Here is a 21,995-nt window from a genome sequence, read left to right on the forward strand (position 1 = left end):
ATGGGGAACTATATTATAAAAAGAATTTTAACAGGCATTTTTTCTTTGTTTGTTCTGATCACGGTTACATTTTTCCTGACGAGAAGTATGCCCGGAAGCCCATTTCAGAGCAGCAACATTTCACCCAATATGGTAGAAACGATGGAAAAGGAATATGGACTGGATGAACCGGCAGCAGTTCAGTATAAGAATTACCTGACAGGCTTGTTAAGGGGAGAAATGGGGATTTCTTATAAAAAGCAGGGTGTACGGGTTTCTGATGTAATCGCAAGGGCCTGGCCGTATACGGTGAAAGTCGGAGGACTGGCAATCCTGACGGCGCTTGTTCTGGGAACGGCGCTGGGAATCTGTCAGGCGTGCAGTAGAAAGACTCTGGTAAGAGAAGGAATTTTTATCGGAACTGTACTTGGAGGTGCGATTCCGAATTTTGCGGCGGCAGTCTTGCTTTTGCTGATATTTGGAGTAAAGCTTGGGTGGTTTCCGGTTTCCGGTCTTTTATCCCGGGCGCATTATGTGCTCCCGGTCTTATCTCTTGCTTTATATCCGACTACGGTTGTGGCTAGAATGATGAACCAGTCCATACGGGAGGAGTCTGCAAAAGAATATGTGGTCATGGCAAAAGCGAGGGGAATCAGCCAGAAGAAAATTTTGTATTGTCATATTCTGAGGCATGCGTGGACTTCGATCCTGGGGTATCTGGGCCCTGCGGCCGCTTATCTCATTACCGGAAGTTTTGTGACGGAAACGGTATTTAATATCCCGGGACTTGGAAGAGAATTTGTGAATGCGGTATCCGGAAGAGATTATACGATGATCATGGGACTCACAATCTTTATGGGAATGGTCGTTATTATCGTTAATCTGGCAATGGACATCCTGCGTATGATACTGGAACCGTCGGTAAGGAGGAGCAAATGAAGACTTTCTGGAAAAGTAAATACAGCCGTCTGGGAATCTGTATACTGCTGGTATTGACTTTTTTTACGGTTTTGGTTCCGTTTCTTCCGTTTTATGATCCGGTTACGCAGAATGTAGATCTGAGAAATGCAGGTAGTTCTTTGATGCATTTGTTTGGCACCGATAAATTTGGCCGTGATATTTTCAGCAGAGTGTGGTATGGGGCCGGAATCAGTATGAAGGTGGGCATTCTTGCCAGTCTGATCTCATCGATAGTGGGACTTCTGTATGGCGGGATTGCCGGATATGCCGGAAAGAAAACGGATATGATCATGATGCAGGCAGCAGATATTGTGGATTCGATTCCATCGCTTTTGTATGTCATCCTGTTCATGCTGCTTTTCGGAGCCAGTGTAAAAACGGTGATTTTGGGAATCTGTATCTCCGGGTGGACACGGATGGCGCGCGTAGTTCGTGGCGAGATTCTGCGATTAAAAGAGATGGATTACATTCTTGCGGCCCGTCTCGAGGGATCCGGGGCAATGCGGATTCTGATCAAACAGATGCTTCCGAATCTGAAGGAAAAAGTGATTTTGAACGCAGTACTGCTTGTCCCGGAAGCTATTTTCACAGAGGCTTTTTTGAGCTTTCTGGGTGTTGGAATTGCTGCACCGGCTGCAAGTCTTGGCACTCTGATCCAGGAGGCAAGAAGCCAGATGCAGATTTATCCTACACAAATGATGTGGCCGGTACTGGTGCTGGTCTTATTGATCTTTTCGCTGAATCTGATCGTCAGGGAGAATTAGGTTATGAGTTTACTTAAAATAGATGATTTAAGTGTAAAATTTCATAAACGGCAGGAAGGAGACGGTGTAGTAAACCATTTCTCATTTGAGCTGAGAGAGGGAGAAATCACTGGACTGGTGGGGGAATCCGGTTGTGGAAAGACCACGGCAATGCGAGCGGTCTTGGGACTGCTTTCTTCAGAGACAGAGGTTTCTTTTGGGTATATGGAAGCCGAAGGAGAAGAAATCCTGCGAGGATACCACGAAATGGGCGGGGATTGTCCGGAAAAGATGAAGAAATTGAGAGGACATGTAATTTCTATGGTGTTCCAGGAACCGTCGGCGTATCTGGATCCTGCAATGACGGTGGGAAAACAGCTGACAGAGACGATAAGAGAGCATGTTCGATGTAGAAGGAAAGATGCGGAACAAGAAGCCGGTAAGCTTCTCAAAATGGTGGAGATCACGCGGGAGAAAGAGGTAATGAAGCAGTATCCGTTCGAACTGTCGGGAGGAATGTGCCAAAGGGTTTCAATCGCACTTGCGCTTGCCTGTCATCCGTCTGTTTTAATTGCGGATGAGCCGGTGACTGCGTTAGATGAAGCCATCCAGGAAGATATTCTGATCCTTCTTCGGCGGATCGCAAAAGAAAATGACATGGCAGTCATGCTGATCAGTCATGATCTGAGTGCGGTCGCTTCTATCTGCGACAGAGTTCTGGTTATGAAGGAAGGAAGTCTGATAGAAGAAGGTTCTGTGGAAGAGATTTTCCAAACACCCAGACACGAATATACAAGAGAATTGCTGCGATGTATGAAAAATCTGGGTCAGAGGGAACTTCGGGAGGTCCAAAGAAATGCAGAAGAGATTCTGAAGCTTGAGCATGTGAGTAAATCTTACAAAGTGACAGAAGCGGTCAAGGATGTGAGTCTGACGATTTTTCGAGGAGAATGCTATGGCATAATCGGGGAGAGCGGATGTGGTAAAACGACGCTTGCACGGATGATAACCGGAATGTTGAGACCGGATGCGGGAGAAATTCGGTATATGGGAAAGCCTATTGTGCCTTTAAGAAAATGGAAAAAGAACCGGCATCAGGAAGGAATACGTATGATTTTCCAGAATCCTCTTACGGCTTTGAATCCGGCATTAACAATCGAACAAATGTTGACGGAGACGATTTTTGCCGGTGGGAAAACAGACAAAATAGAAATGAGAGAGCGCTATGTAACAGCATTGGAAAGAGTGGGAATGGGAGAAGAGGTATTGACGAAATATCCGGATGAATTTTCGGGAGGACAGAGACAGAGACTTGCTCTTGCCCGTGCACTCTTAAGAAATCCCAGCTTCCTGGTCTGCGATGAGCCGGTATCGGCACTGGATTTTCCGGTGCAGGAACAGATACTGAGGCTATTAAAGGAAATACAGAAAAAAGAGAAAGTGACAATTTTATTTATTTCTCATGATTTACATGCAGTGCACTTTTTATGCCAGAGAACGTGTGTGATGTATCTGGGAACGATGGTTGAAGAGGGCTACACAGATGAGGTTTATAGGAAGCCTCTTCATCCCTATACCAGAGCACTTCTGAATGCAGGACACAGAACAGAACCAGAAAGTGTAAGGCAGAACTCAGAATCTGAAAATATGAATCTGGAGAATACAAATATGAGAGAGGAAGAGTCACATGGTTGTCCTTATGCCGGAAAATGTCCGGATGTCAGAGCGTATTGTTATCGAAAACGTCCAAAGATGTATTCAATCGATGGACGAAGAGTGGCATGTTTTTTATATACGGAACGGTAAACAAGAGGAGAGACAGGATGAAGAGAATATATGCAGTATTGACAGTGCTTCTTGCTGTCAGTTTGATTTGCGGCAGCTGTAGCCAAAAGAAAGATGAAATAAGAAATGAAGAGAAGGAGCTTACAGTGGCAATCAGTGCAGATACCGGATCAATGGATCCGGCCGGAAGTATTGCGCTGACCTACCTCGCGTATTCTGTAACTGCACTGGACGAACTTCTGACATATGACTCTGATGGAAGGATTGAGTACCGCGCAGCTAAATCTTATGAAGTGAATGAAGACTCAACGATTTGGACATTTCATCTGCGGGAAGAGGCGGTGTGGTCGGACGGAAGTCCGGTCACTTCTTCTGACTTTGTAAATACAATGCAGCGTGCGCTGGATCCGGTGAGCCAGAGCGGATATGCTGTCTATCTCTTTCCAATCCGGAATGCAGAGGCAATCTATAATGGGGAAAAAGGGATAGAAGAACTGGGGGTGGAGACTCCGGATGAGTATACACTGATTTTTTATCTTGAAAGTCCCTGTGTGTATTTCCTGGATCTGCTGCGCCTTCCGGTCTATACGCCATCCTGTCAGAAATATGCGACTGAGACCGGAAACGGCTGGGATAAAGATCCATCGACCAGTGTCTCAAACGGTCCTTTTTATCTGAAAGAATATGTGCCGGAACAGTATTTTGTGCTGGAAAAGAACGAACGGTACTGGAATGCAGATCAGATCCAATTGAACAGAATCACGTACCGCTTTTTTGCAGATCAGCAGTCCATGGCGAATGCATATGAGGCGGGAGAAGTGGATGTGGCGACTTCTCTCCCATCCTATGTTATGGAACTGTATCAGGGAAAAGCAGATCTGGTTGTGACAAATCAGATCGCAACACGGTACATTTACCCGAATCTGGATGTGGAGCCGCTTCAGGACGTGCGGGTCCGGAAAGCACTGAGTCTCGCAATCGAGCGGGAAGAACTCTGTAAAATCGTAGGCGATGATACGGAACCTACCGTCAATCTTGTCGCAAAGCGCATGAAAGATAAGGCTACCGGCAATTATTTTGTGGAAGAAGCGGATCCTCCATTTGAAGAGAATATAGAAGAAGCCAGAGAACTGCTGGCGGAAGCAGGCTATCCGAACGGAGAGGGCTTCCCGACATTGACTTATAATTACCCTACACTGGAGTTGGATTCGGATACGGCGCAGGTTCTGAAGGAACAGCTGAAACGAAATCTGAATATCAACGTGGAACTGAAGGCGCAGGAACTTCAGGTTAATTATTCCGATCGCCATGCAGGAAATTTTGAATTGTGCCGGATGAACTGGACGGCGGATTTCACAGATCCATATACCTATTTGTCGCTCCTTCTTACCAACAGTACATATAATTGCAGCGGAGTGAAGGATGCAGAATATGATGCACTGGTAAAGGCATCGGACTCTGAGACGGATCCGGAGAAACGATCACAGCTTCTTCATCAGGCGGAACAGCTTGCGGTGGGAAAGCAGTTTTATGTGATACCGTTATTCTCGATGAAGAGCTGCAATTTGATACGGCCGGAAATTATCGGGATTACGCAGATAGCCGCTACCGGTGCACTGGAATACCGGTACGCAGACAGGAGGTAGGAGTATGTTCCATCTGGTGACAGGAGGAAGCGGAAGCGGAAAATCGAAATACGCAGAACAGCTGATCACGGAATTTGGAGAAAAAGAGCCCTGGAGAAAACGGTATTACCTTGCTACGATGATGCCCTTTGGGGAGGAGACAAAACAGAAAATCGAACGCCACCGGAAAATGAGAGAAGGAAAAGGGTTCTGTACTGTTGAATGCTATCTGGATTTGAAAAAACAGCTTATCGGGCTGTTTGATGAAGAAAAACAAGCATGTAAACCATTGGTTTTGTTGGAGTGTATGTCGAATCTTGCCGCAAATGAACTATATGAAGAGAACGGTGCAGGGGAGAATTCGGCTGAAATAATTATGGAAGGAATCCGCTTTCTTGTCGATCACAGCTGTCTGCTTGTGGTCGTTACAAATGAAGTTTTTGCCGAAAGTGTACCGGATTCCCCCGAGATGACTGTATATAAAGAGGTGCTTGGGACGGTCAACTGCCGTATGGCAGGAATGGCAGATCAGGTAACGGAAGTGGTTTACGGAATTCCGGTGGAGGTGAAGAGATGAGAATGATCATTGGCGGGGCATTCCAGGGAAAAATGGAATATGCCCAAAAAGAATATCCCGGGATCAGATGGGTGGATGGAGCGGCGTGCTCGGAAGAAGAGCTGCTTCAGTGTGAAGGAGTCTATCATTTTCATCTGTATATCCGAAAGTCAATGGAAAAATATGAAGAGATGAGACTGTTTGCAGACAGAATCATTCGGGAAAATCCACAAATTGTGATCATAACAGATGAAATTGGATACGGACTCGTCCCGATCGATGCTTTCGAGCGCAGATATCGTGAAGAGACAGGACGGATCTGCACCAGGCTTGCAGCATTTTCCGAACGCGTGGACCGGGTGGTGTGTGGTATCGGACTGCCAATCAAAGGAGGAGATGTGCGATGAAAATAGAATTGGAGCAGGTAAAGCCTGCGGAGATAGAAAAGAGAAGTTTTGAGATTATTACAGAGGAACTGGGAGATACGATCCTCATTCCGGGGACGGAGCCAATCGTAAAGCGATGTATCCATACCAGCGCTGATTTTGATTATGTCGACAATCTGGTTTTTTCGGATCATGTTGTGGAAAGGGCGCTTAAAGCCCTGCGCGGCGGTGCGTCGATCGTGACGGACACTCAGATGGGAAAATCAGGGATCAACAAAAAGAAGCTGGCTGAATACGGAGGACACGTGTACTGCTTTATGTCCGATGAGGACGTGGCAGAGGCCGCAAAAAAGGGAGGAACAACCCGTGCCCAGGCCAGCATGGACAAAGCGGCCGGGTTAAGCGAGAAGCTGATTTTCGCAATCGGTAACGCGCCGACAGCGCTGGTGAGATTGTATGAATTAATTAAAGAAGGTAAAATAAATCCCGAGCTGATCATCGGAGTGCCGGTGGGATTTGTGAATGTGGTACAGTCCAAAGAGCTGATCCTTGGACTGAAGGATACACCTTATATCGTCGCAAAGGGAAGAAAAGGAGGAAGCAATATCGCAGCATGTATCTGCAATGCCCTTCTTTATATGCTGGATCAGGAGGCGTAAACCATGCGGAAGTCTTATTTCCCTATGTTTGTGGATATTTCGGAGAAAAAGATCGTTGTGATCGGGGCAGGCGTGATCGCGGCACGGCGTATACGGACCCTTTTGGCATTTTCAGGGAACATTCATGTCATAGCATCTGAGATATGTGAAGAGGTCCTGAGACTGAAAGAAGAACAGAAGGTTCATTGTATCAGAAAAAAGTTCGAAGAGCAGGATCTTGCGGGGGCGGACATCGTGTTTGCAGCCACTAACAATCACAGATTGAACAGGCAGATCGTGTGTTACTGTAATGCACATGGAATCCCGGTCAATACTTGTGATCAGAAAGAACTGTGCGATTTTTATTTTCCATCTATTGTTATAAAAGACGAAATCGTGATCGGAATTGGCTCCGGTGGGACGGATCCCGGAAAAGTAAAGTCTGTCAGAGAAAGAATTGAAGGGATGTTGGAGTGAGCGGTGTACGCTGTACAAAGACAAAAATATGAGGTTTGTGCAAATTGTTGCAGCGTATTTGGTAAAAATATATAAAAATACGGGATTGGGTTTGTACTTTGTGCATAAATGTGTTCTTCAGTGAAAAACGTTTGTTTATGTGCGTGACACAAAAACATAAACTTGTAGAATGTGCGCAATACACGGAAAAAAGTGTTGAAAATCCGGCTGATTTTCCTTATGATATAAGTAACGGTTAAGGGAAATATTTCAAGCACGGAGGTTGAAAACATGAATGATAATATGATGTGGGCACTGGTGAAAGAAAAACCGGAACAGGGACTTTGGATGAAGAGAGTACCGATCCCGGAGGTTGGACCAAATGATGTGAAGATCAAGATCCACAAAAATGCAATTTGTGGTACGGACGTACACATTTATCAGTGGAATGACTGGGCACAGCACACGATCCCGATCGGACTTACAGCCGGACACGAGTATGTAGGCGAAGTTGTAGAAGTCGGAGCCGGTGTACAGGGATTCAAACCGGGCGATCTGGTATCCGGTGAAGGACATATCACCTGCGGCAAATGCCGTAACTGTCTGGAAGGACACAAGGAGAACTGTAAAGATGCAAAGGGCGTTGGCGTAAACAGAAACGGTGCGTTTGCTGAGTATCTGGTAATTCCGGCATCCAATGTATGGCCATGCAACCCGGCTATCGATGAGGAACTCTATGCAATATTTGATCCGTTTGGAAATGCAACACATACAGCACTTTCTTATGATATGCTTGGCGAAGACGTTCTGATTGCAGGTGCCGGTCCGATCGGTATTATGGCAGCAGCAATCGCAAAATTCTCAGGAGCAAGACATGTTGTTATTACAGATATGAACCAGTATCGTCTGGATCTTGCGAAGAAACTCGGAGCAACAAGAACGGTCAATCTGACACAGGAAAAACTGCCGGATGTCATGAAGGAAATCGGAATGACAGAAGGATTTGACGTGGGTCTTGAAATGTCCGGAAGCCAGGTGGCTCTTCATGATATGATCCACAACATGAAACATGGTGGAAATATCGCACTTCTGGGTCTTCAGAGAACAGATGCTACGGTAGATCTGGAGACCGTAATCTTCAACGGACTGAATATCCGCGGTATTTACGGAAGAAAAGTATGGGATACATGGTACAAGATGTCTACTATGGTTCAGGCCGGACTGGATATCTCTCCGATCATCACGCATCGTTTTGACATCAGAGATTACGAAAAGGGATTTGCAGCAATGATTTCCGGAGAATCAGGAAAAGTAATTCTTGACTGGGCACATATCAACGATTAATAGAAAGGGGACCGCAGTAAATGGCACGTAAGAATGATATTTTAAGTATTTATACAAAAGAAGTAGAAGACATTAAGGAAGCAGGACTTTTTAAAGGCGAGGCTCCGTTCGTTTCTCCGCAGGGAGCTAGAGTAAAGATGGAAGACGGCAGAGAGTTGCTTTGCATGTGTGCAAATAACTATCTTGGACTGGGAGACAGCCCGCGTCTGATTGAAGCAGCAAAGAAAACATATGATGAAAAGGGATACGGAGTTGCATCTGTCCGTTTTATCTGTGGAACACAGGACATTCATAAACAGCTCGAGAAGAAGATCTCCAGCTTCCTCGGAACCGATGACACGATTCTTTACTCTTCCTGCTTTGATGCAAACGGTGGCCTTTTTGAGACGATCCTGACAGCAGAAGATGCAGTCATCAGTGATGAACTGAATCACGCATCCATCATCGACGGAGTACGTCTCTGCAAAGCAAAACGTTTCCGTTATAAAAACAACAATATGGAAGACCTGGAAGCACAGCTGAAAGCTGCAGATGAAGCAGGCGCAAGAATCAAACTGATCGCAACAGACGGTGTGTTCTCTATGGACGGAATCATCTGCAATCTGAAAGGTGTATGTGATCTTGCTGATAAATACAATGCGCTGGTTATGGTTGATGACAGCCATGCCGTTGGCTTTGTAGGAAAACATGGACGCGGAACTGCAGAGTACTGCGGTGTAGAAGGACGTGTTGATATCATTACCGGAACACTTGGAAAAGCACTTGGCGGAGCTTCCGGCGGATATACGAGCGGACGTAAGGAAATCATCGATCTTCTTCGTCAGAGAAGCCGTCCGTACCTGTTCTCCAATTCTCTTGCACCGGCAATCGCAGGCGCAAGCATTGAGATGTTCAACATGCTGGAAGAAAGCACAGAGCTTCGCGATCACTTGGAAGAAGTGACTGCTTACTACCGCAAACAGCTCGTTGATAACGGCTTCGACATCATTCCGGGAACCCACCCATGCGTACCGGTTATGCTGTATGACGAAAGACTGGCAGGCGAATATGCAAAGAAAATGATGGAAAAAGGTGTATACGTAGTAGCCTTCTCTTATCCGGTCGTACCGAAGGGAAAAGCAAGAATCCGTACACAGGTTTGCGCAAGCCATACAAAAGAAGATATCGATTTCATTGTAAAATGCTTCAAGGAAGTTAGAGAAGAAATCGGAAGATAATTATAGATAGATTTTGGAGGATGTCTCTTTGGGGAAGGAGATGTCCTCCTTTTTTGTGCTTCGGAGAAACGGGTTGAATAGTTGCCAACGATGAAGAATGTTCAGTTGTAAATGAAGAAAGGAACTGATATACTGAAAAAGAATGTATTTAAAGTCAGAGATTTGTTTTTGTAGGCTAAATGGTAGTAATTGCGTAAAGATAGATATGATGGAGCATTACAAATGAAAGAATGGAAAGAAAGATTCGATGAAACATCACTGGAATGGGGCAAAAAGGCATGCTTGAACAGAAAGGTTGTTGATTTGACCAGGACAGAGAAAGGGTATTCGGCAGCAGTATTAGAGAGACAACGAGCAGAGGTTGTTATCAAAATGACGGATGATGACATTTCACGTATGAACTGCCAGTGCGCAATCGCGAAAAGTGGGAAAAACTGCAGGCACATGGCGGCAGTACTCTATGCGATTGACATGAGAAAAGAGGCAGAACAGAGTCGAAAAAATGAAGAGGAACTCATGAAGCTATGGAGGGAGAACGAAGAAAAGCATGCAGCAGAAGAGCAAAAAAAATCGAAGCTTCAGATAAAAAGGAGAAGAACAGCATATGAAAAAGAAGAACTGAAGCGTCGTGAAGAAGAAAGAGTTGCGGAAGAAAAGAAACGCCTGGAGGAGGAAGAAGCGGCACGCGAAAAGAGACGAATCGAAGAAGAAAAAGCTGTGGAAGAAAAGAAACGTCAGGAAGAAGAAAAAGCTGCAAAGAAGCTTGCCAGAGAGCAGAGAAAAGCGAAAAAAGCACGGCAGGATGAGGAACGAAAGAAAATAGCAGAACAGCGCCGCGAAAAAGAGGCGGAGAGAATCCGTGCGGAAGAGGCCAGGAAGGAAGAAATCCGAAATAAGAAAAAGGAAGAAGCGAAAAGGCGAGAAGAAAAACGGCGTCTGGAGGAAGAAGGAAAACGCAGAGCTGAAGAACTGAAAAAAGAGGAAGAAAAGCGCAAGGCTGAGAAACTCAGGAAGGCAGAAGAAGAACGGATTGCAGAGGAACTGCGCCGAAAAGAAGAACAGCGGCTGGCCGAGGAGAGAATGCTGTCTGAAGTAAAGAAGCGTCAGCAGGAAAGAGCAAGAAGACAGATGCTGAAAAAGGATTATGAGACTTTGGAAAATCCATGGCATGATGACTCAGAAGAAATGGATTCAGAAAAGGCTCAAAAGAGAATGAATGCATTAGAGAACTATTCTTACTTCAGACCCGAGGTTATCAGAAATGCGATGAAATTTTCGAAGGCAGTGCAGAGTGAAGCTGAGAAAGTGATCAGAAACGGCAAACTCAGATTAGATGAGGTAGGAACCGGTTATAATCAGATGACAAGAGAAATACTGGGACAGATCAGTTTCAGTTGTGAGGAAGACGGGATCGAATTTCCGGTTTATGTCCAGTTTGCCAGAGATGAACTGTTGTCTCTTCAGTGTCATTGCCCTGAGTGCCGGATGAATTATTATGGCTGGTATTATTCGAAGAATCAGTTTTGCAAGTATAAGGCGGGAGCCTTACTTGAGACAGAAAGGATTTTAAAGGATCAGAACATCGGAGATGCAACGGACTACAGTGGAAAACGGGTCCTTTCCTCTTTTTCCAATAAACGAATGACGAAATTTGTGTCGGATATGGAAGCAGAACCGAAGAATCTGCGTCTGGTTCCGAGACTGGTCATGAAGGATGGAAAACTGACACTGACTTTCAAGGTGGGAGAGAACAAACTGTTTGTAGTAAAAAAATTGAATGAATTCTGTGAGAATGTTAAGAATGCTTCAACGGCAGTGTATGGAAGCAGTACGAATATTAATCATAATATTGAGAATTTCACAGAAGAAAGCCGGAAATGGATCCATTTTATTAATCAGATTGTCCGGGATGAGAATGCATTTGCGCGGAGAATGATGGAATCAAGAAACTATTATTCTTACCAGAAGCAGGATGTGGGAGGTTCTGTTGATCTCTATGGATGGAGGCTGGACGAATTCTATAATCAGATGGGAGGAGAGCCTGTCGAGTACGAAAACCGCGACAAGTCACCGGTGAAAAAGATTTATCTGGAACCGGGAATCGGTGAACCGAAGATCCAGATGAGAATCAGTGCGGATACACTGGGGACGCACAAGGAATTCCATGGAGTGAGAGTCAGAGGAAACTTGCCGGAATTATTCTATGGAGTAGATACAGCCTACTATATCAGTGGTACTCATTTTATGAAAGTGGAACCAGAATTTCTTGGCAAAATGGAACCTCTGACAAGAGCGGCTGATGGTGGCTCAATTGCCTTCTTGGTAGGACGCAATCATATGGCAGAGTTTTTTTACCGTACTCTTCCACAATTACGTGAAGTAGCAGATATTACGGAAGCGGAACCGGAAAAATTCCGTTCGTATCTGCCGCCGGAAGTACAGTTTCGATTTGATCTGGATGCACCGGAGCAGGATGTCGTATGCCGTGCACTGGCGTGTTACGGAGAACAGGAGTTCTCTCTGACTGACTATTTTGATGATGAATTAATTGAAAACATGGCTGCCTTTCGTGATTATGAGAGAGAACAGGAAACCATAGCATATCTGTTTCAGTATTTACCCGAAATTAATTGGGAAAGTGAAAGCTTCAGTTGTGGAAAAGATGAGGAACGAATCTATAATCTGATGAAGAACGGGCTGGATAAGATGCTGGAGCTGGGCGAAGTGAGATGCACGAAAAGCTTCCTGGGATACCGTACGATCAATAGAGTTCGTGTATCTGCGGGGGTATCTGTCTCCGAGGGAATGCTGAATCTGGAAATTTCGACTACGGATGTACCGATGCAGGAACTGTTGGAACTTCTGCAGAGTTATCGCACAAAGAAAAAATATTACCGGTTAAAGGATGGCTCCTTCGTTGATCTGGAGAATTCTCCACTGGAAGCTTTAAATGAGATGATTCAGGGACTGCATGTGAAGCCAAAAGAGTTCCTGAAAGGCCAACTACATCTTCCGATGTATCGGACGCTTTATCTGGATAAACTGCTGGAAGAAAACGAGAGCATTTACAGTAACAGAGACAGTCATTTCCGTAAGATCATTAAAGGATTTAAGACGGTAAAGGAAGCGGACTTTGAAGAGCCAGAGAGTTTAAGCAAAGTGATGCGTCCTTACCAGAAAGATGGATTTAAGTGGCTGCGAACACTGGAGGAGTGGGGATTTGGCGGAATCCTTGCGGATGATATGGGACTTGGGAAGACGCTGCAGGCGATTGCTGTGCTTCTTTCTGCAAAACAAGAAGGAAAAGAAGGAACGTCTCTAATCATAGCGCCGGCTTCTCTGGTCTTCAACTGGCAGGAAGAGTTCAGCCGCTTTGCATCGGAACTTCGGGTAAATGTGGTTGCCGGTACGCAGAATGAGCGCCGGAATATTGTTGAAAACTGGAAGGATGTGGATGTGCTGATTACGTCTTATGACCTGCTCAAACGTGATATTGGGTTTTATGACGAAAAAACATTTCTCTATGAGATCATTGATGAAGCGCAGTATATAAAAAATCATTCAACAGCTGCAGCCAAAGCAGTTAAGGTGATACAAAGCAAAACCAGGTATGCTCTGACGGGAACCCCGATCGAGAATCGCTTAAGTGAGCTTTGGAGCATCTTCGATTATCTCATGCCGGGATTCTTATATTCTTACGAAGCTTTCCGAAAAGAACTTGAGATTCCGATTGCAAAGAATCAGGATGAGGCTGCTACAAAGAGACTACAGAAGATGACGGCTCCTTTCATCCTGAGAAGGCTGAAAGAGAATGTTTTGAAAGACCTTCCGGAGAAAATGGAAGAAATCAGGTATGTCAAGTTTGAAGATACACAGCAGAAGTTATATGATGGACAGGTACTGCATTTGAAACAGGTAATTTCCGAGCAGGACAATCAGGAGTTTAATAAGAATAAGCTGCAGGTATTAGCGGAAATCACGAAGCTTCGGCAGATTTGTTGCGATCCTTCGCTTTGTTTTGAACACTATCGCGGAGAAGCCGCGAAGGTTGATGCATGTCTGGATCTGGTGCAGAGTGCGATGGATGGCGGACATCGTATCCTGCTGTTTTCACAGTTTACTTCTATGCTGGATATTTTGAAGGAGAATTTTGATAAGGCGGGAATCCCGTATTTCCTGATAACGGGAAGCACCGCAAAAGAAAAACGTCTTGAGCTTGTCAGGGAATTTAACGAAGGAGATACGCCGGTATTTTTGATTTCATTGAAAGCAGGTGGAGTCGGACTTAATCTTACCGGTGCAGATGTGGTCATCCATTATGATCCATGGTGGAATCAGGCGGTTCAGAATCAGGCGACAGACCGTGCGCACCGAATCGGTCAGACGCGGAAAGTGACAGTGTATAAACTCCTGGCGAAGAACACGATTGAGGAGAAGATTCAAAAGCTGCAAGAGAAGAAAACTGATCTTGCTACCCAGATCTTAAGTGGAGAGAATGGATATTTGGGAAGTATGAACCGAGATGAATTGCTGGAACTTCTGGATTCCAATCAGGCATAAAAAAGGGGAACGCAGTTTTGCGTTCCCTTTTAAAACATTTGCATTTCAATCACTGATTCAATGCGCCCAGAGACTTATAGAATTCCGGGTAAGAGACATCGACACACCGGCTGTCCTGTATTGTGGTCGTTCCCGCAGCAGCAAGTCCGGCGATGGAAAATGCCATTGCGATGCGGTGATCCAGATAGCTGTTGATGTCCGTGCCGTGGAGAGGATTTCCACCGTGGATGATCATGCCGTCTTCGGTAGGAACCACGTCTGCGCCCATGGCAAGCAGAGCTTCCGTTGTTGTTTTGATCCGGTCGGTTTCCTTCACTTTGAGTTCAGCGGCATCTTTGATCACAGTTGTTCCTTCTGCGAAAGCTGCCATTACAGCGATCATTGGAATCTCGTCAATGAGAGTCGGGATGATCGCACCTTCTACCGTCGTACCGTGAAGTGAACTGGATCTTACAAGCAGATCGGCGGTCGGTTCTCCGCTGGCACTGGTCTGGTTTACATAAGTGATATCAGCGCCCATAGCGCGGCATACTTCGAGAAGTCCGGCGCGGGTCGGGTTGATCCCGACATTTCGGATGAGCAGTTCAGAGTTCGGCACCAGAAGTCCGGCGGCAATGAAGTATGCTGCGGAAGAAATGTCACCGGGAACCTGAATCTGCCGGGCAAAAAGTTCTTCGCATGGCTGAATGGAGGCCGTGGCGCTTCCGTCGTCATGATTGATGGTTATTACATTTGCCCCAAATCCATTCAGCATCAGCTCCGTATGATTGCGGGACAGCGTAGGCTCTGTAACTTCAGTCACACCGTCGGCATAAAGTCCTGCGAGAAGAACGGCGGATTTGACCTGCGCGGATGCCACCCTGGAACGATAGTGAATATGTTTCAGCTCCGGGTGTGATCCGGGATTCAGGTGATGGTTGATCTGAAGCGGCGCACAGCCATTACCGTTCTGACTTTGAATATCGGCACCCATAAGGGACAGCGGTTCCATAATCCGTTTCATGGGGCGCGAATTCAGAGAGGCATCTCCCGATAAAGTGGTGGCAAAGGGCTGCCCGGAGAGGATTCCGGAGATCAGGCGGGTGGTTGTACCGCTGTTCCCGACATCCAGCGTTCCGGCCGGAGCGGTCAGACCATGAAGCCCCCTGCCGTGAACCAGTATCTTTTCCGGCGTATTCTCAATTTCGATCCCCATAGCGCGGAAACATCCGATCGTAGACAGACAGTCCGCTCCCTGAAGAAAATGAGTAATCTCAGTTGTACCTTTGGCCAGTGCCCCGAACATAACGGAACGATGGGAAATGGACTTGTCTCCGGGGATTTCAATCTCACCGTGAAGTCCGTGGGAAGTATGAATTTCCATAATTATGTATATTCCTTTCTGATTGTAGATTCGTTATCTTTCATATATGATATACCGATGCTTTCTGAGCAGAGCGGAAGCTTTATCGCAGGAATTGCCGTCGTAGAATTCAATTCTAAGAACGCCTTCTTCAAATTCGCGGTTATTTACAATTCCGATATTCTTGATATTGACACCGCCGCACGCAAGGATCGTAGCGATTGTTGCAATGCCGCCGGTCTCATCCGGTATGTCGCAGTAGATGGCGAACGTCTTCCGGATCGGTCCCGATGAACCGTCAGGGATCGAATTCCTGTAATTTCTGGAATGGTCAAACATATCATAAATTGCCTGAGAATCGCCTGCATCGATCAGTGATTTAGCCTGAGTCAGCATCTGAATATATTCATCCAGAATCCGGGAAATATTCTTTCCGTTCTGAAGGCAGATATGCTGCCACATCGTCGGTGAAGAAGAAGCAATCCTTGTGATATCCTTAAAACCGCCCGCCGCAAGATTCTTCATCAGTTCATCCGGAGTATCGGTATTCCGCACAAAATTAACCAGGGATGCGGCGATAATATGCGGAAGATGACTGATCGTGCCGGTAATCTGATCATGGATCTGATAATCAAGCACGACAGGAATGGAATGGAGAGCCTCCACGAACTCGGAATAGCTCTGTATTTTTTCTTTGGAAACTTCCGGAGAAGGAGTAAGGATGAAATAAGCGTTTTCAATTAAAAGCGGTTTGGAATTTGCAAATCCGCTTTTCTCAGAACCGGCCATCGGGTGACCGCCTATGAAGTATTTCCCCAGTCCCAGACGTTCAATCTCCTCATGCATCGGAGTTTTTACACTCCCAACGTCAGTGAGAATCAGTCCGTCATGGAGATAGGGCGTCATCATCTTCAGGTATTCGGTATTAAATGCCACAGGGGCACAGAGGAAAATGTAGTCGCAGTCGCGGAAATTGTCATCGATCGACGTGCAGGCTACATGAATGACCGATTCCTGTGTTGCAAGTGCCAGTGTTTCTTTATTATTATCGAATGCAATTATCTCGTAATCCGGATAGTAACGGCGGATGGCCCGGGCAATGGACCCGCCGATCAGTCCGAGACCAATAAATCCGATTTTCTTCTGTTTCATAGCTAAAGAATCCTTTCTAAACATTAACTTTCATTTTAAATGATAAAACGAATTCTGTCAATAATGCAACGCTTTAAAGTGAAAAAGCAATAGGAGTTGCGATATTTTTGTTAAAAATAAATAAAATAGTTGTAACTTTGAACAATATTTAGTACAATGTACCCATGAGAAACTTTTTACAAGGAGGCAGCAGCATGAAGGTTTACAGAACGGATGAAATAAGAAACGTTGTTCTTTTGGGACATGGGGGATGTGGAAAGACAAGTCTTGCAGAGGCAATGGCTTATGTTTCAGGAGCAACGAACCGTTTGGGCAGCATTGACGGAGGAAATACGATCAGTGATTTCGATAAAGAGGAGCAGAAGAGAAAGTTCTCAATCAGCACAAGTCTGATTCCGATAGAGTGGGAAAAAGCAAAGATCAATATTCTGGACACTCCTGGATATTTCGACTTTGTAGGTGAAGTAGAGGAAGCTGTAAGTGCGGCGGATGCAGCGGTGATCGTTGTTTCTGGTAAGGCTGGTGTTCAGGTCGGAACCGAGAAAGCATGGGAACTCTGCAACAAGTATAAACTTCCGCGAATGATTTATGTAACAGAGATGGATGTGGATGATGCAAGTTTCCGTCAGGTAGTGGAAGATCTGACAGCAAGATACGGAAAAGTAATCGCACCTCATTTCATGCCGATTCGTGAGAACGAGAAGCTGGTTGGCTATGTAAACGTTATTAAGAATGCGGCAAGAAGATATACAGGTCTCGGACAGAAAGAAGAATGTGAAATTCCGGAATATTCAAAGGAGAATCTGCAGATTTACCGTGAGAAACTTCTTGAAGCAGTGGCTGAGACGAGTGAAGCCTTTATGGAACGTTATTTCGAAGGAGATGAATTCTCTGTAGAAGAGATTCGTTCTGCTATGAGAAGCGAAGTTATGGACGGTTCGATCGTTCCGGTAGCGATGGGCTCCAATATTCAGGCGCAGGGCGTAACCAATCTCCTTTCTGATATTGTACGTTTCTTCCCGAGTCCGGAATATCGTGAGTGTGCAGGAATCAACCGTAAGACAAATGAGATCTTTGAGGCAAATTATGACTTTGCACAGCCGAAGAGTGCATATGTATTTAAGACTATGGTTGATCCGTTTATCGGAAAATACTCTTTTGTGAAAGTATGTTCGGGCGTACTGAAAGGCGATGATATCCTTTATAATGCAGAGACAGATGCAGAAGCAAAGCTTGGTAAAATCTACACCCTGAACGGAAATAAACCGGTAGAAGTGAGCGAGCTTTTTGCCGGAGATATCGGAGCAATCGCAAAACTTGGTACAACAAGAACCGGTGATACGCTCTCTACAAAGAATACTCCGGTTTCTTTTGGAAGAACCGAATACTCCAAACCATATACATATATGAAATATGTAGTAAATAATAAAGGTGATGAAGATAAAGTTTCCCAGGCACTTGCAAGAATGATGGCAGAAGATGTAACACTGAAAGTGGTGAATGACAGTGAGAACCGTCAGTCTCTTATCTATGGTATGGGCGATCAGCATCTGGAAGTTGTGGCAAGCAAGTTGGCAGAACGTTATAAAGTTGGTATTACACTTGAGACTCCGAAAGTTGCATTCCGTGAGACGATCCGCAAGAATTCCGATGTGGATACCAAGTATAAGAAACAGTCCGGCGGACATGGACAGTACGGACATGTTAAGATGAGATTTGAACCGTCCGGAGATCTGGAGACACCGTATGTATTCGAAGAAGAGGTTGTGGGAGGAGCTGTTCCGAAGAACTACTTCCCGGCTGTTGAGAAGGGACTTCAGGATTCTGTTGTTAAGGGACCTCTGGCAGGATATCCGGTTGTTGGCGTAAAAGCAACTCTTTACGATGGATCTTACCATCCGGTAGATTCCTCAGAAATGGCATTTAAGACTGCAACATGCCAGGCATTTAAGAAAGGTTTCATGGAAGCAGGTCCTGTTCTTCTGGAACCAATTGCATCCGTTAAGGTTACGGTTCCGGATGATTATACCGGAGATGTAATGGGAGATCTGAATAAACGTCGTGGAAGAGTTTTAGGAATGAATCCGGTTGCAGGCGGATATCAGGTGATTGAGGCGGATGTGCCGATGACAGGTATGTTTGGATATTGTACAACGCTTCGTTCCATGACGGGCGGACGTGGTACATATTCTTATGAATTTGCCCGTTATGAGCAGGCACCGAATGATGTTCAGGAGAAGGAAATCGCAAAACGCGCTGCAGAAGAGGCGTAAATTCAATTTGATAGAACAAGAGAAAAGCCGGGCATTTTGTCCGGCTTTCTTTAACAACACTAATTCGTTTTAAATTACAGACCTCGCTATTGTACTTTTGACATAAAAGTGGTATGCTACGTAGGTAAATCTAAAGAAAAATGAAGGGTAGCCTTAAATGAAAATTGTAATTATTGGGGACGGAAAAGTTGGACATAAATTGACGACACAATTATCCGAAGAAAATTACGATGTCGTACTGATTGATCGAAATGAAGGGAAACTGAAAGAAGCAATCAATAATTTGGATATTATGTGCATCAACGGGGATGGAGCAGATGCTCAAATCCAGAGACAGGCGGGAGTTCCGAATGCAGATCTGGTTATAGCCTGTGCGTCTACAGATGAATTGAATATGGTAAGCTGCCTTCTGGCAAGAAAACTGGGAGCAAAGCACACCATTGCACGTGTGAGAAATCCTATCTACTATCAGCAAATTGATCTTTTGAAAGAGGATCTCAGACTAAGTATGGCAGTGAATCCGGAACTTGCGGTAGCATTTGAAATCTCACGGGCGATTCTTCTTCCCGATACCGCAAAGGTTGAGACATTTATGAAAGGAAAAGCTGAGCTCGTAGAATATATTGTAAAAGAACAGAGCAGGCTGGACGGGATGAAGCTTTCTGATATTTATCAGAAGTATCAGATTAAACTGCTTATCTGTGCGGTGCGAAGAGGGAATGATGTGATTATTCCGGATGGAGATTTTCTGGTAAAGGTCGGGGACAGACTTCACTTGGTCGCTTCCCATAAATATATCGAAGAGTTTTTCCGATTTGTCGGAAGAAAAAGAAAAGTAAAGAAAGTCATGATCTGCGGAGGCAGCCGAGTGGCATATTATCTTGCAAAACAGCTGATTGCTCTTGGAATGCAGGTGAAGATCATTGAAAAAGATCTGAAAAAGTGTGAGTCACTCTGTGAAGAGCTTCCGAAGGCGACTATTATATGCGGAGATGCAGCAGATCATGATCTGCTGATTGAAGAGGGCATTGAAGAAGCAGATGCCATGATCAATCTTACTAATGTGGATGAGGAGAATATTATACTTGCATTGTTTGGAAGAACCAAGGGTGTGGATAAGATAGTGGCTAAGGTCAATGAAGACAGCAGAGCACAATTGGTGCAGGAACTGGATATTGATGCTTTGGTTTCCACGAAAACAGCGACTGCTGACGCGATTATGAGTTATGTGCGTGCTCGTCAGAATTCGCTTCGCAGCGTCAATGTTGAATCCATGTATCAGCTTGTCGGCGGAAGAGTAGTGGCTCTCGAGTTTATTATCAAAGAAGAGACAAATTATACGAATATTCCGTTGAAAGAACTTAGTTTTAAAGCGAACAACCTGATTGCTTGCATTGGGCGGGGACGTCAGGTGATCATTCCGGATGGTGATGAATGTATGAAGGTCGGGGATAGTGTAGTGATGGTAACGACAGAAAAAAAAGTACAGGATATCACTGATATAATGCTTTAGCAGGAGAATGTAAGCAATGAATAAGAAAATGACAAAATATATCATTGGAAAAATGCTTGGGGTTGAGGCGATTCTGCTTTTAATTCCGATGATGGTAGGGCTTATGTACAGTGAGAAGGAGTCGGCATATTTTCTTGTGGCGTCGACACTCCTTTGCGTCTGCTATTTCATATGGGGAAGAAAAGAACCCGAAGATACGATGATTTACACGAAAGAAGGGCTGATCATCGTGGCGACGGCATGGATCTTCTGGTCACTGTTCGGAGCGCTTCCATTTTTTCTGTCCGGGTGTATACCGAATTTTATCGACGCGTTTTTTGAGACTGTTTCAGGCTTCACCACGACGGGATCGACTATACTTATGGATATCGAAAGTATGCCCAAATGTATGAATTTCTGGCGTGCACTGACGCATTGGATCGGTGGTATGGGTGTGCTGGTGTTTGTAATGGTGCTGACATCCCTTGATGAAAAGAATTCCATGCATCTGATGCGTGCGGAAGTTCCGGGTCCGGAAGCAGACAAACTGGTCCCAAAGGCAAGGGGAACGGCGCAACTGTTGTATGGTATGTATTTCATTCTGACTGTATTGGAAATCATCCTGCTCCTTTGCGGAGGGATGAGCCTTTTTGACAGTGTGACGCATGCATTCAGCACAGCCGGAACCGGAGGATTTAATTCCTACAATAACAGTGTGGCACATTTTAACAGCGCTTATATTGATGGTGTGATCACTGTTTTCATGATTTTGTTCGGGATTAATTTTAACATGTATTTCCTCCTGTTAATGAAAGATGTTAAAAATGTTCTGAAAAATGAAGAACTTCGTGCTTACCTGGGAATTATCGCAGTCGCTGTCGTGATGATAGTGGTGAATATCACTCCAATGTATCACTCTGTTGGGAAAGCATTTCGCTATGCTTCTTTTCAGGTGGCGGCAATCATAACAACGACGGGTTTCGTGACTGTGGATTTTAATCTGTGGCCGGAACTTTCGAAAATGGTGCTTCTGATTTTGATGATCATTGGTGCGTGTGCAGGGTCGACGGGTGGTGGTATCAAGGTTTCCAGATTTCTGATCCTGATCAAGAGTATCGGACGGGAATTGAAGTCGATGCTGCACCCGAAGGGAGTATCCATTGTAAAGGTAAACGGAAAAAGGGTGAAAGAAGAGACCATGCGGGGCGTATATGTTTATATCAGTGCATATATTATTATTCTTGCTCTTTCTGTTTTGCTTGTTTCTGCGAACAATTATAATTTTGAGACATCCTTTACGGCGGTACTTACGACTCTGAACAATGTTGGACCGGGGCTGGGACTGGTCGGTCCGGTGGAGAATTTTGCTAAATTCAATAGCTTTTCAAAACTGGTACTTTGCTTTGATATGCTGATCGGAAGACTGGAGATATTTCCATTCCTGATGTTGTTTACACCAACACTTTGGAATAAAAAATTTTAAAAGA

16 protein-coding genes are annotated in these 21,995 nt (G+C 45.0%); 14 read left to right on the forward strand and 2 right to left on the reverse strand.

What is annotated here, in order from left to right:
* The 11 genes from ACTNB3_RS04960 (at nt 1) to ACTNB3_RS05010 (ending at nt 14,249) form a co-directional block, all read left to right on the forward strand.
* Nucleotides 1–918 (forward strand): ABC transporter permease, encoded by a 918-nt coding sequence (locus ACTNB3_RS04960; RefSeq protein WP_427820614.1) that lies wholly within the window; start codon nt 1–3, stop codon nt 916–918.
* The gene (locus ACTNB3_RS04965) at nt 915–1,703 is read left to right on the forward strand and encodes an ABC transporter permease (protein WP_441024670.1); all 789 of its coding nucleotides are present in this window, start codon (nt 915–917) and stop codon (nt 1,701–1,703) included. The genes ACTNB3_RS04960 and ACTNB3_RS04965 overlap by 4 nt, the downstream gene beginning before the upstream one ends.
* A 3-nt stretch (nt 1,704–1,706) precedes the next feature.
* A complete protein-coding gene (locus ACTNB3_RS04970; RefSeq protein ID WP_441024671.1) occupies nt 1,707–3,488 on the forward strand; it encodes a dipeptide ABC transporter ATP-binding protein in 1,782 nt (593 codons plus the stop codon).
* 17 nt (nt 3,489–3,505) lie between these two features.
* Complete coding sequence (locus tag ACTNB3_RS04975) at nt 3,506–5,113, forward strand: peptide ABC transporter substrate-binding protein (RefSeq protein ID WP_441024672.1); 1,608 nt, start codon at nt 3,506–3,508, stop codon at nt 5,111–5,113.
* Between the two features lie 4 nt (nt 5,114–5,117).
* On the forward strand, nt 5,118–5,669 hold the full coding sequence (locus ACTNB3_RS04980) for a bifunctional adenosylcobinamide kinase/adenosylcobinamide-phosphate guanylyltransferase (protein WP_441024674.1): 552 nt from the start codon (nt 5,118–5,120) through the stop codon (nt 5,667–5,669).
* Nucleotides 5,666–6,055: a bifunctional adenosylcobinamide kinase/adenosylcobinamide-phosphate guanylyltransferase gene (locus ACTNB3_RS04985; protein WP_427807238.1), complete on the forward strand. Its 390-nt coding sequence runs from the start codon at nt 5,666–5,668 to the stop codon at nt 6,053–6,055. Before ACTNB3_RS04980 ends, ACTNB3_RS04985 begins: the two co-directional genes overlap by 4 nt.
* Complete coding sequence (locus tag ACTNB3_RS04990; protein ID WP_427807239.1) at nt 6,052–6,693, forward strand: precorrin-8X methylmutase; 642 nt, start codon at nt 6,052–6,054, stop codon at nt 6,691–6,693. Before ACTNB3_RS04985 ends, ACTNB3_RS04990 begins: the two co-directional genes overlap by 4 nt.
* Nucleotides 6,694–6,696: 3 nt before the next feature.
* On the forward strand, nt 6,697–7,149 hold the full coding sequence (locus ACTNB3_RS04995) for a precorrin-2 dehydrogenase/sirohydrochlorin ferrochelatase family protein (RefSeq protein ID WP_427807240.1): 453 nt from the start codon (nt 6,697–6,699) through the stop codon (nt 7,147–7,149).
* A 270-nt stretch (nt 7,150–7,419) separates the two neighbouring features.
* Nucleotides 7,420–8,472, forward strand: a complete 1,053-nt coding sequence (gene tdh / locus ACTNB3_RS05000) for an L-threonine 3-dehydrogenase (RefSeq protein WP_427807241.1) — start codon at nt 7,420–7,422, stop codon at nt 8,470–8,472.
* A 20-nt stretch (nt 8,473–8,492) separates the two neighbouring features.
* Nucleotides 8,493–9,689 carry a glycine C-acetyltransferase gene (locus tag ACTNB3_RS05005; RefSeq protein WP_427807242.1) on the forward strand — a complete coding sequence of 399 codons (1,197 nt, stop codon included), beginning with the start codon at nt 8,493–8,495 and terminating at the stop codon, nt 9,687–9,689.
* Between the two features lie 222 nt (nt 9,690–9,911).
* Nucleotides 9,912–14,249, forward strand: coding sequence for an SNF2-related protein (locus tag ACTNB3_RS05010; protein ID WP_441024676.1), 4,338 nt, complete (start codon nt 9,912–9,914; stop codon nt 14,247–14,249).
* Nucleotides 14,250–14,298: 49 nt separating this feature from the next.
* On the opposite strand, the gene aroA is transcribed toward ACTNB3_RS05010, so the two are convergent.
* Nucleotides 14,299–15,612, reverse strand: a complete 1,314-nt coding sequence (gene aroA / locus ACTNB3_RS05015; RefSeq protein ID WP_427819909.1) for a 3-phosphoshikimate 1-carboxyvinyltransferase — start codon at nt 15,610–15,612, stop codon at nt 14,299–14,301.
* Nucleotides 15,613–15,645: 33 nt separating this feature from the next.
* On the reverse strand, nt 15,646–16,743 hold the full coding sequence (locus tag ACTNB3_RS05020) for a prephenate dehydrogenase/arogenate dehydrogenase family protein (RefSeq protein WP_427807245.1): 1,098 nt from the start codon (nt 16,741–16,743) through the stop codon (nt 15,646–15,648).
* A gap of 194 nt (nt 16,744–16,937) precedes the next feature.
* Here ACTNB3_RS05020 and ACTNB3_RS05025 point away from each other — a divergent pair, with 194 nt between their 5' ends.
* The 3 genes from ACTNB3_RS05025 to ACTNB3_RS05035 all read left to right on the forward strand — a co-directional run bounded on the left by ACTNB3_RS05025 (nt 16,938) and on the right by ACTNB3_RS05035 (nt 21,991).
* Nucleotides 16,938–19,016, forward strand: coding sequence for an elongation factor G (locus tag ACTNB3_RS05025; RefSeq protein ID WP_427807246.1), 2,079 nt, complete (start codon nt 16,938–16,940; stop codon nt 19,014–19,016).
* A 157-nt stretch (nt 19,017–19,173) separates the two neighbouring features.
* Nucleotides 19,174–20,529 (forward strand): Trk system potassium transporter TrkA, encoded by a 1,356-nt coding sequence (gene trkA, locus ACTNB3_RS05030; RefSeq protein ID WP_427807247.1) that lies wholly within the window; start codon nt 19,174–19,176, stop codon nt 20,527–20,529.
* A gap of 16 nt (nt 20,530–20,545) precedes the next feature.
* On the forward strand, nt 20,546–21,991 hold the full coding sequence (locus ACTNB3_RS05035) for a TrkH family potassium uptake protein (protein ID WP_427819907.1): 1,446 nt from the start codon (nt 20,546–20,548) through the stop codon (nt 21,989–21,991).
* The last annotated feature ends 4 nt before the right edge of the window (nt 21,992–21,995 follow it).

The organism is Bariatricus sp. HCP28S3_D3 (genome assembly GCF_052065755.1).
In the GTDB taxonomy this organism is placed as follows: domain Bacteria; phylum Bacillota; class Clostridia; order Lachnospirales; family Lachnospiraceae; genus Allocoprococcus.

Coding starts and splice junctions, on each gene's coding strand:
- ACTNB3_RS05005 (WP_427807242.1), top strand. CDS start 8,493: ATGGCACGTAAGAATGATATTTTAAGTATTTATACAAAAGAAGTAGAA.
- ACTNB3_RS04975 (WP_441024672.1), top strand. CDS start 3,506: ATGAAGAGAATATATGCAGTATTGACAGTGCTTCTTGCTGTCAGTTTG.
- ACTNB3_RS04985 (WP_427807238.1), top strand. CDS start 5,666: ATGAGAATGATCATTGGCGGGGCATTCCAGGGAAAAATGGAATATGCC.
- ACTNB3_RS05025 (WP_427807246.1), top strand. CDS start 16,938: ATGAAGGTTTACAGAACGGATGAAATAAGAAACGTTGTTCTTTTGGGA.
- ACTNB3_RS04970 (WP_441024671.1), top strand. CDS start 1,707: ATGAGTTTACTTAAAATAGATGATTTAAGTGTAAAATTTCATAAACGG.
- tdh (WP_427807241.1), top strand. CDS start 7,420: ATGAATGATAATATGATGTGGGCACTGGTGAAAGAAAAACCGGAACAG.
- ACTNB3_RS05020 (WP_427807245.1), bottom strand. CDS start 16,743: ATGAAACAGAAGAAAATCGGATTTATTGGTCTCGGACTGATCGGCGGG.
- ACTNB3_RS05010 (WP_441024676.1), top strand. CDS start 9,912: ATGAAAGAATGGAAAGAAAGATTCGATGAAACATCACTGGAATGGGGC.
- trkA (WP_427807247.1), top strand. CDS start 19,174: ATGAAAATTGTAATTATTGGGGACGGAAAAGTTGGACATAAATTGACG.
- ACTNB3_RS05035 (WP_427819907.1), top strand. CDS start 20,546: ATGAATAAGAAAATGACAAAATATATCATTGGAAAAATGCTTGGGGTT.
- ACTNB3_RS04965 (WP_441024670.1), top strand. CDS start 915: ATGAAGACTTTCTGGAAAAGTAAATACAGCCGTCTGGGAATCTGTATA.
- ACTNB3_RS04980 (WP_441024674.1), top strand. CDS start 5,118: ATGTTCCATCTGGTGACAGGAGGAAGCGGAAGCGGAAAATCGAAATAC.
- ACTNB3_RS04995 (WP_427807240.1), top strand. CDS start 6,697: ATGCGGAAGTCTTATTTCCCTATGTTTGTGGATATTTCGGAGAAAAAG.
- ACTNB3_RS04990 (WP_427807239.1), top strand. CDS start 6,052: ATGAAAATAGAATTGGAGCAGGTAAAGCCTGCGGAGATAGAAAAGAGA.
- ACTNB3_RS04960 (WP_427820614.1), top strand. CDS start 1: ATGGGGAACTATATTATAAAAAGAATTTTAACAGGCATTTTTTCTTTG.
- aroA (WP_427819909.1), bottom strand. CDS start 15,612: ATGGAAATTCATACTTCCCACGGACTTCACGGTGAGATTGAAATCCCC.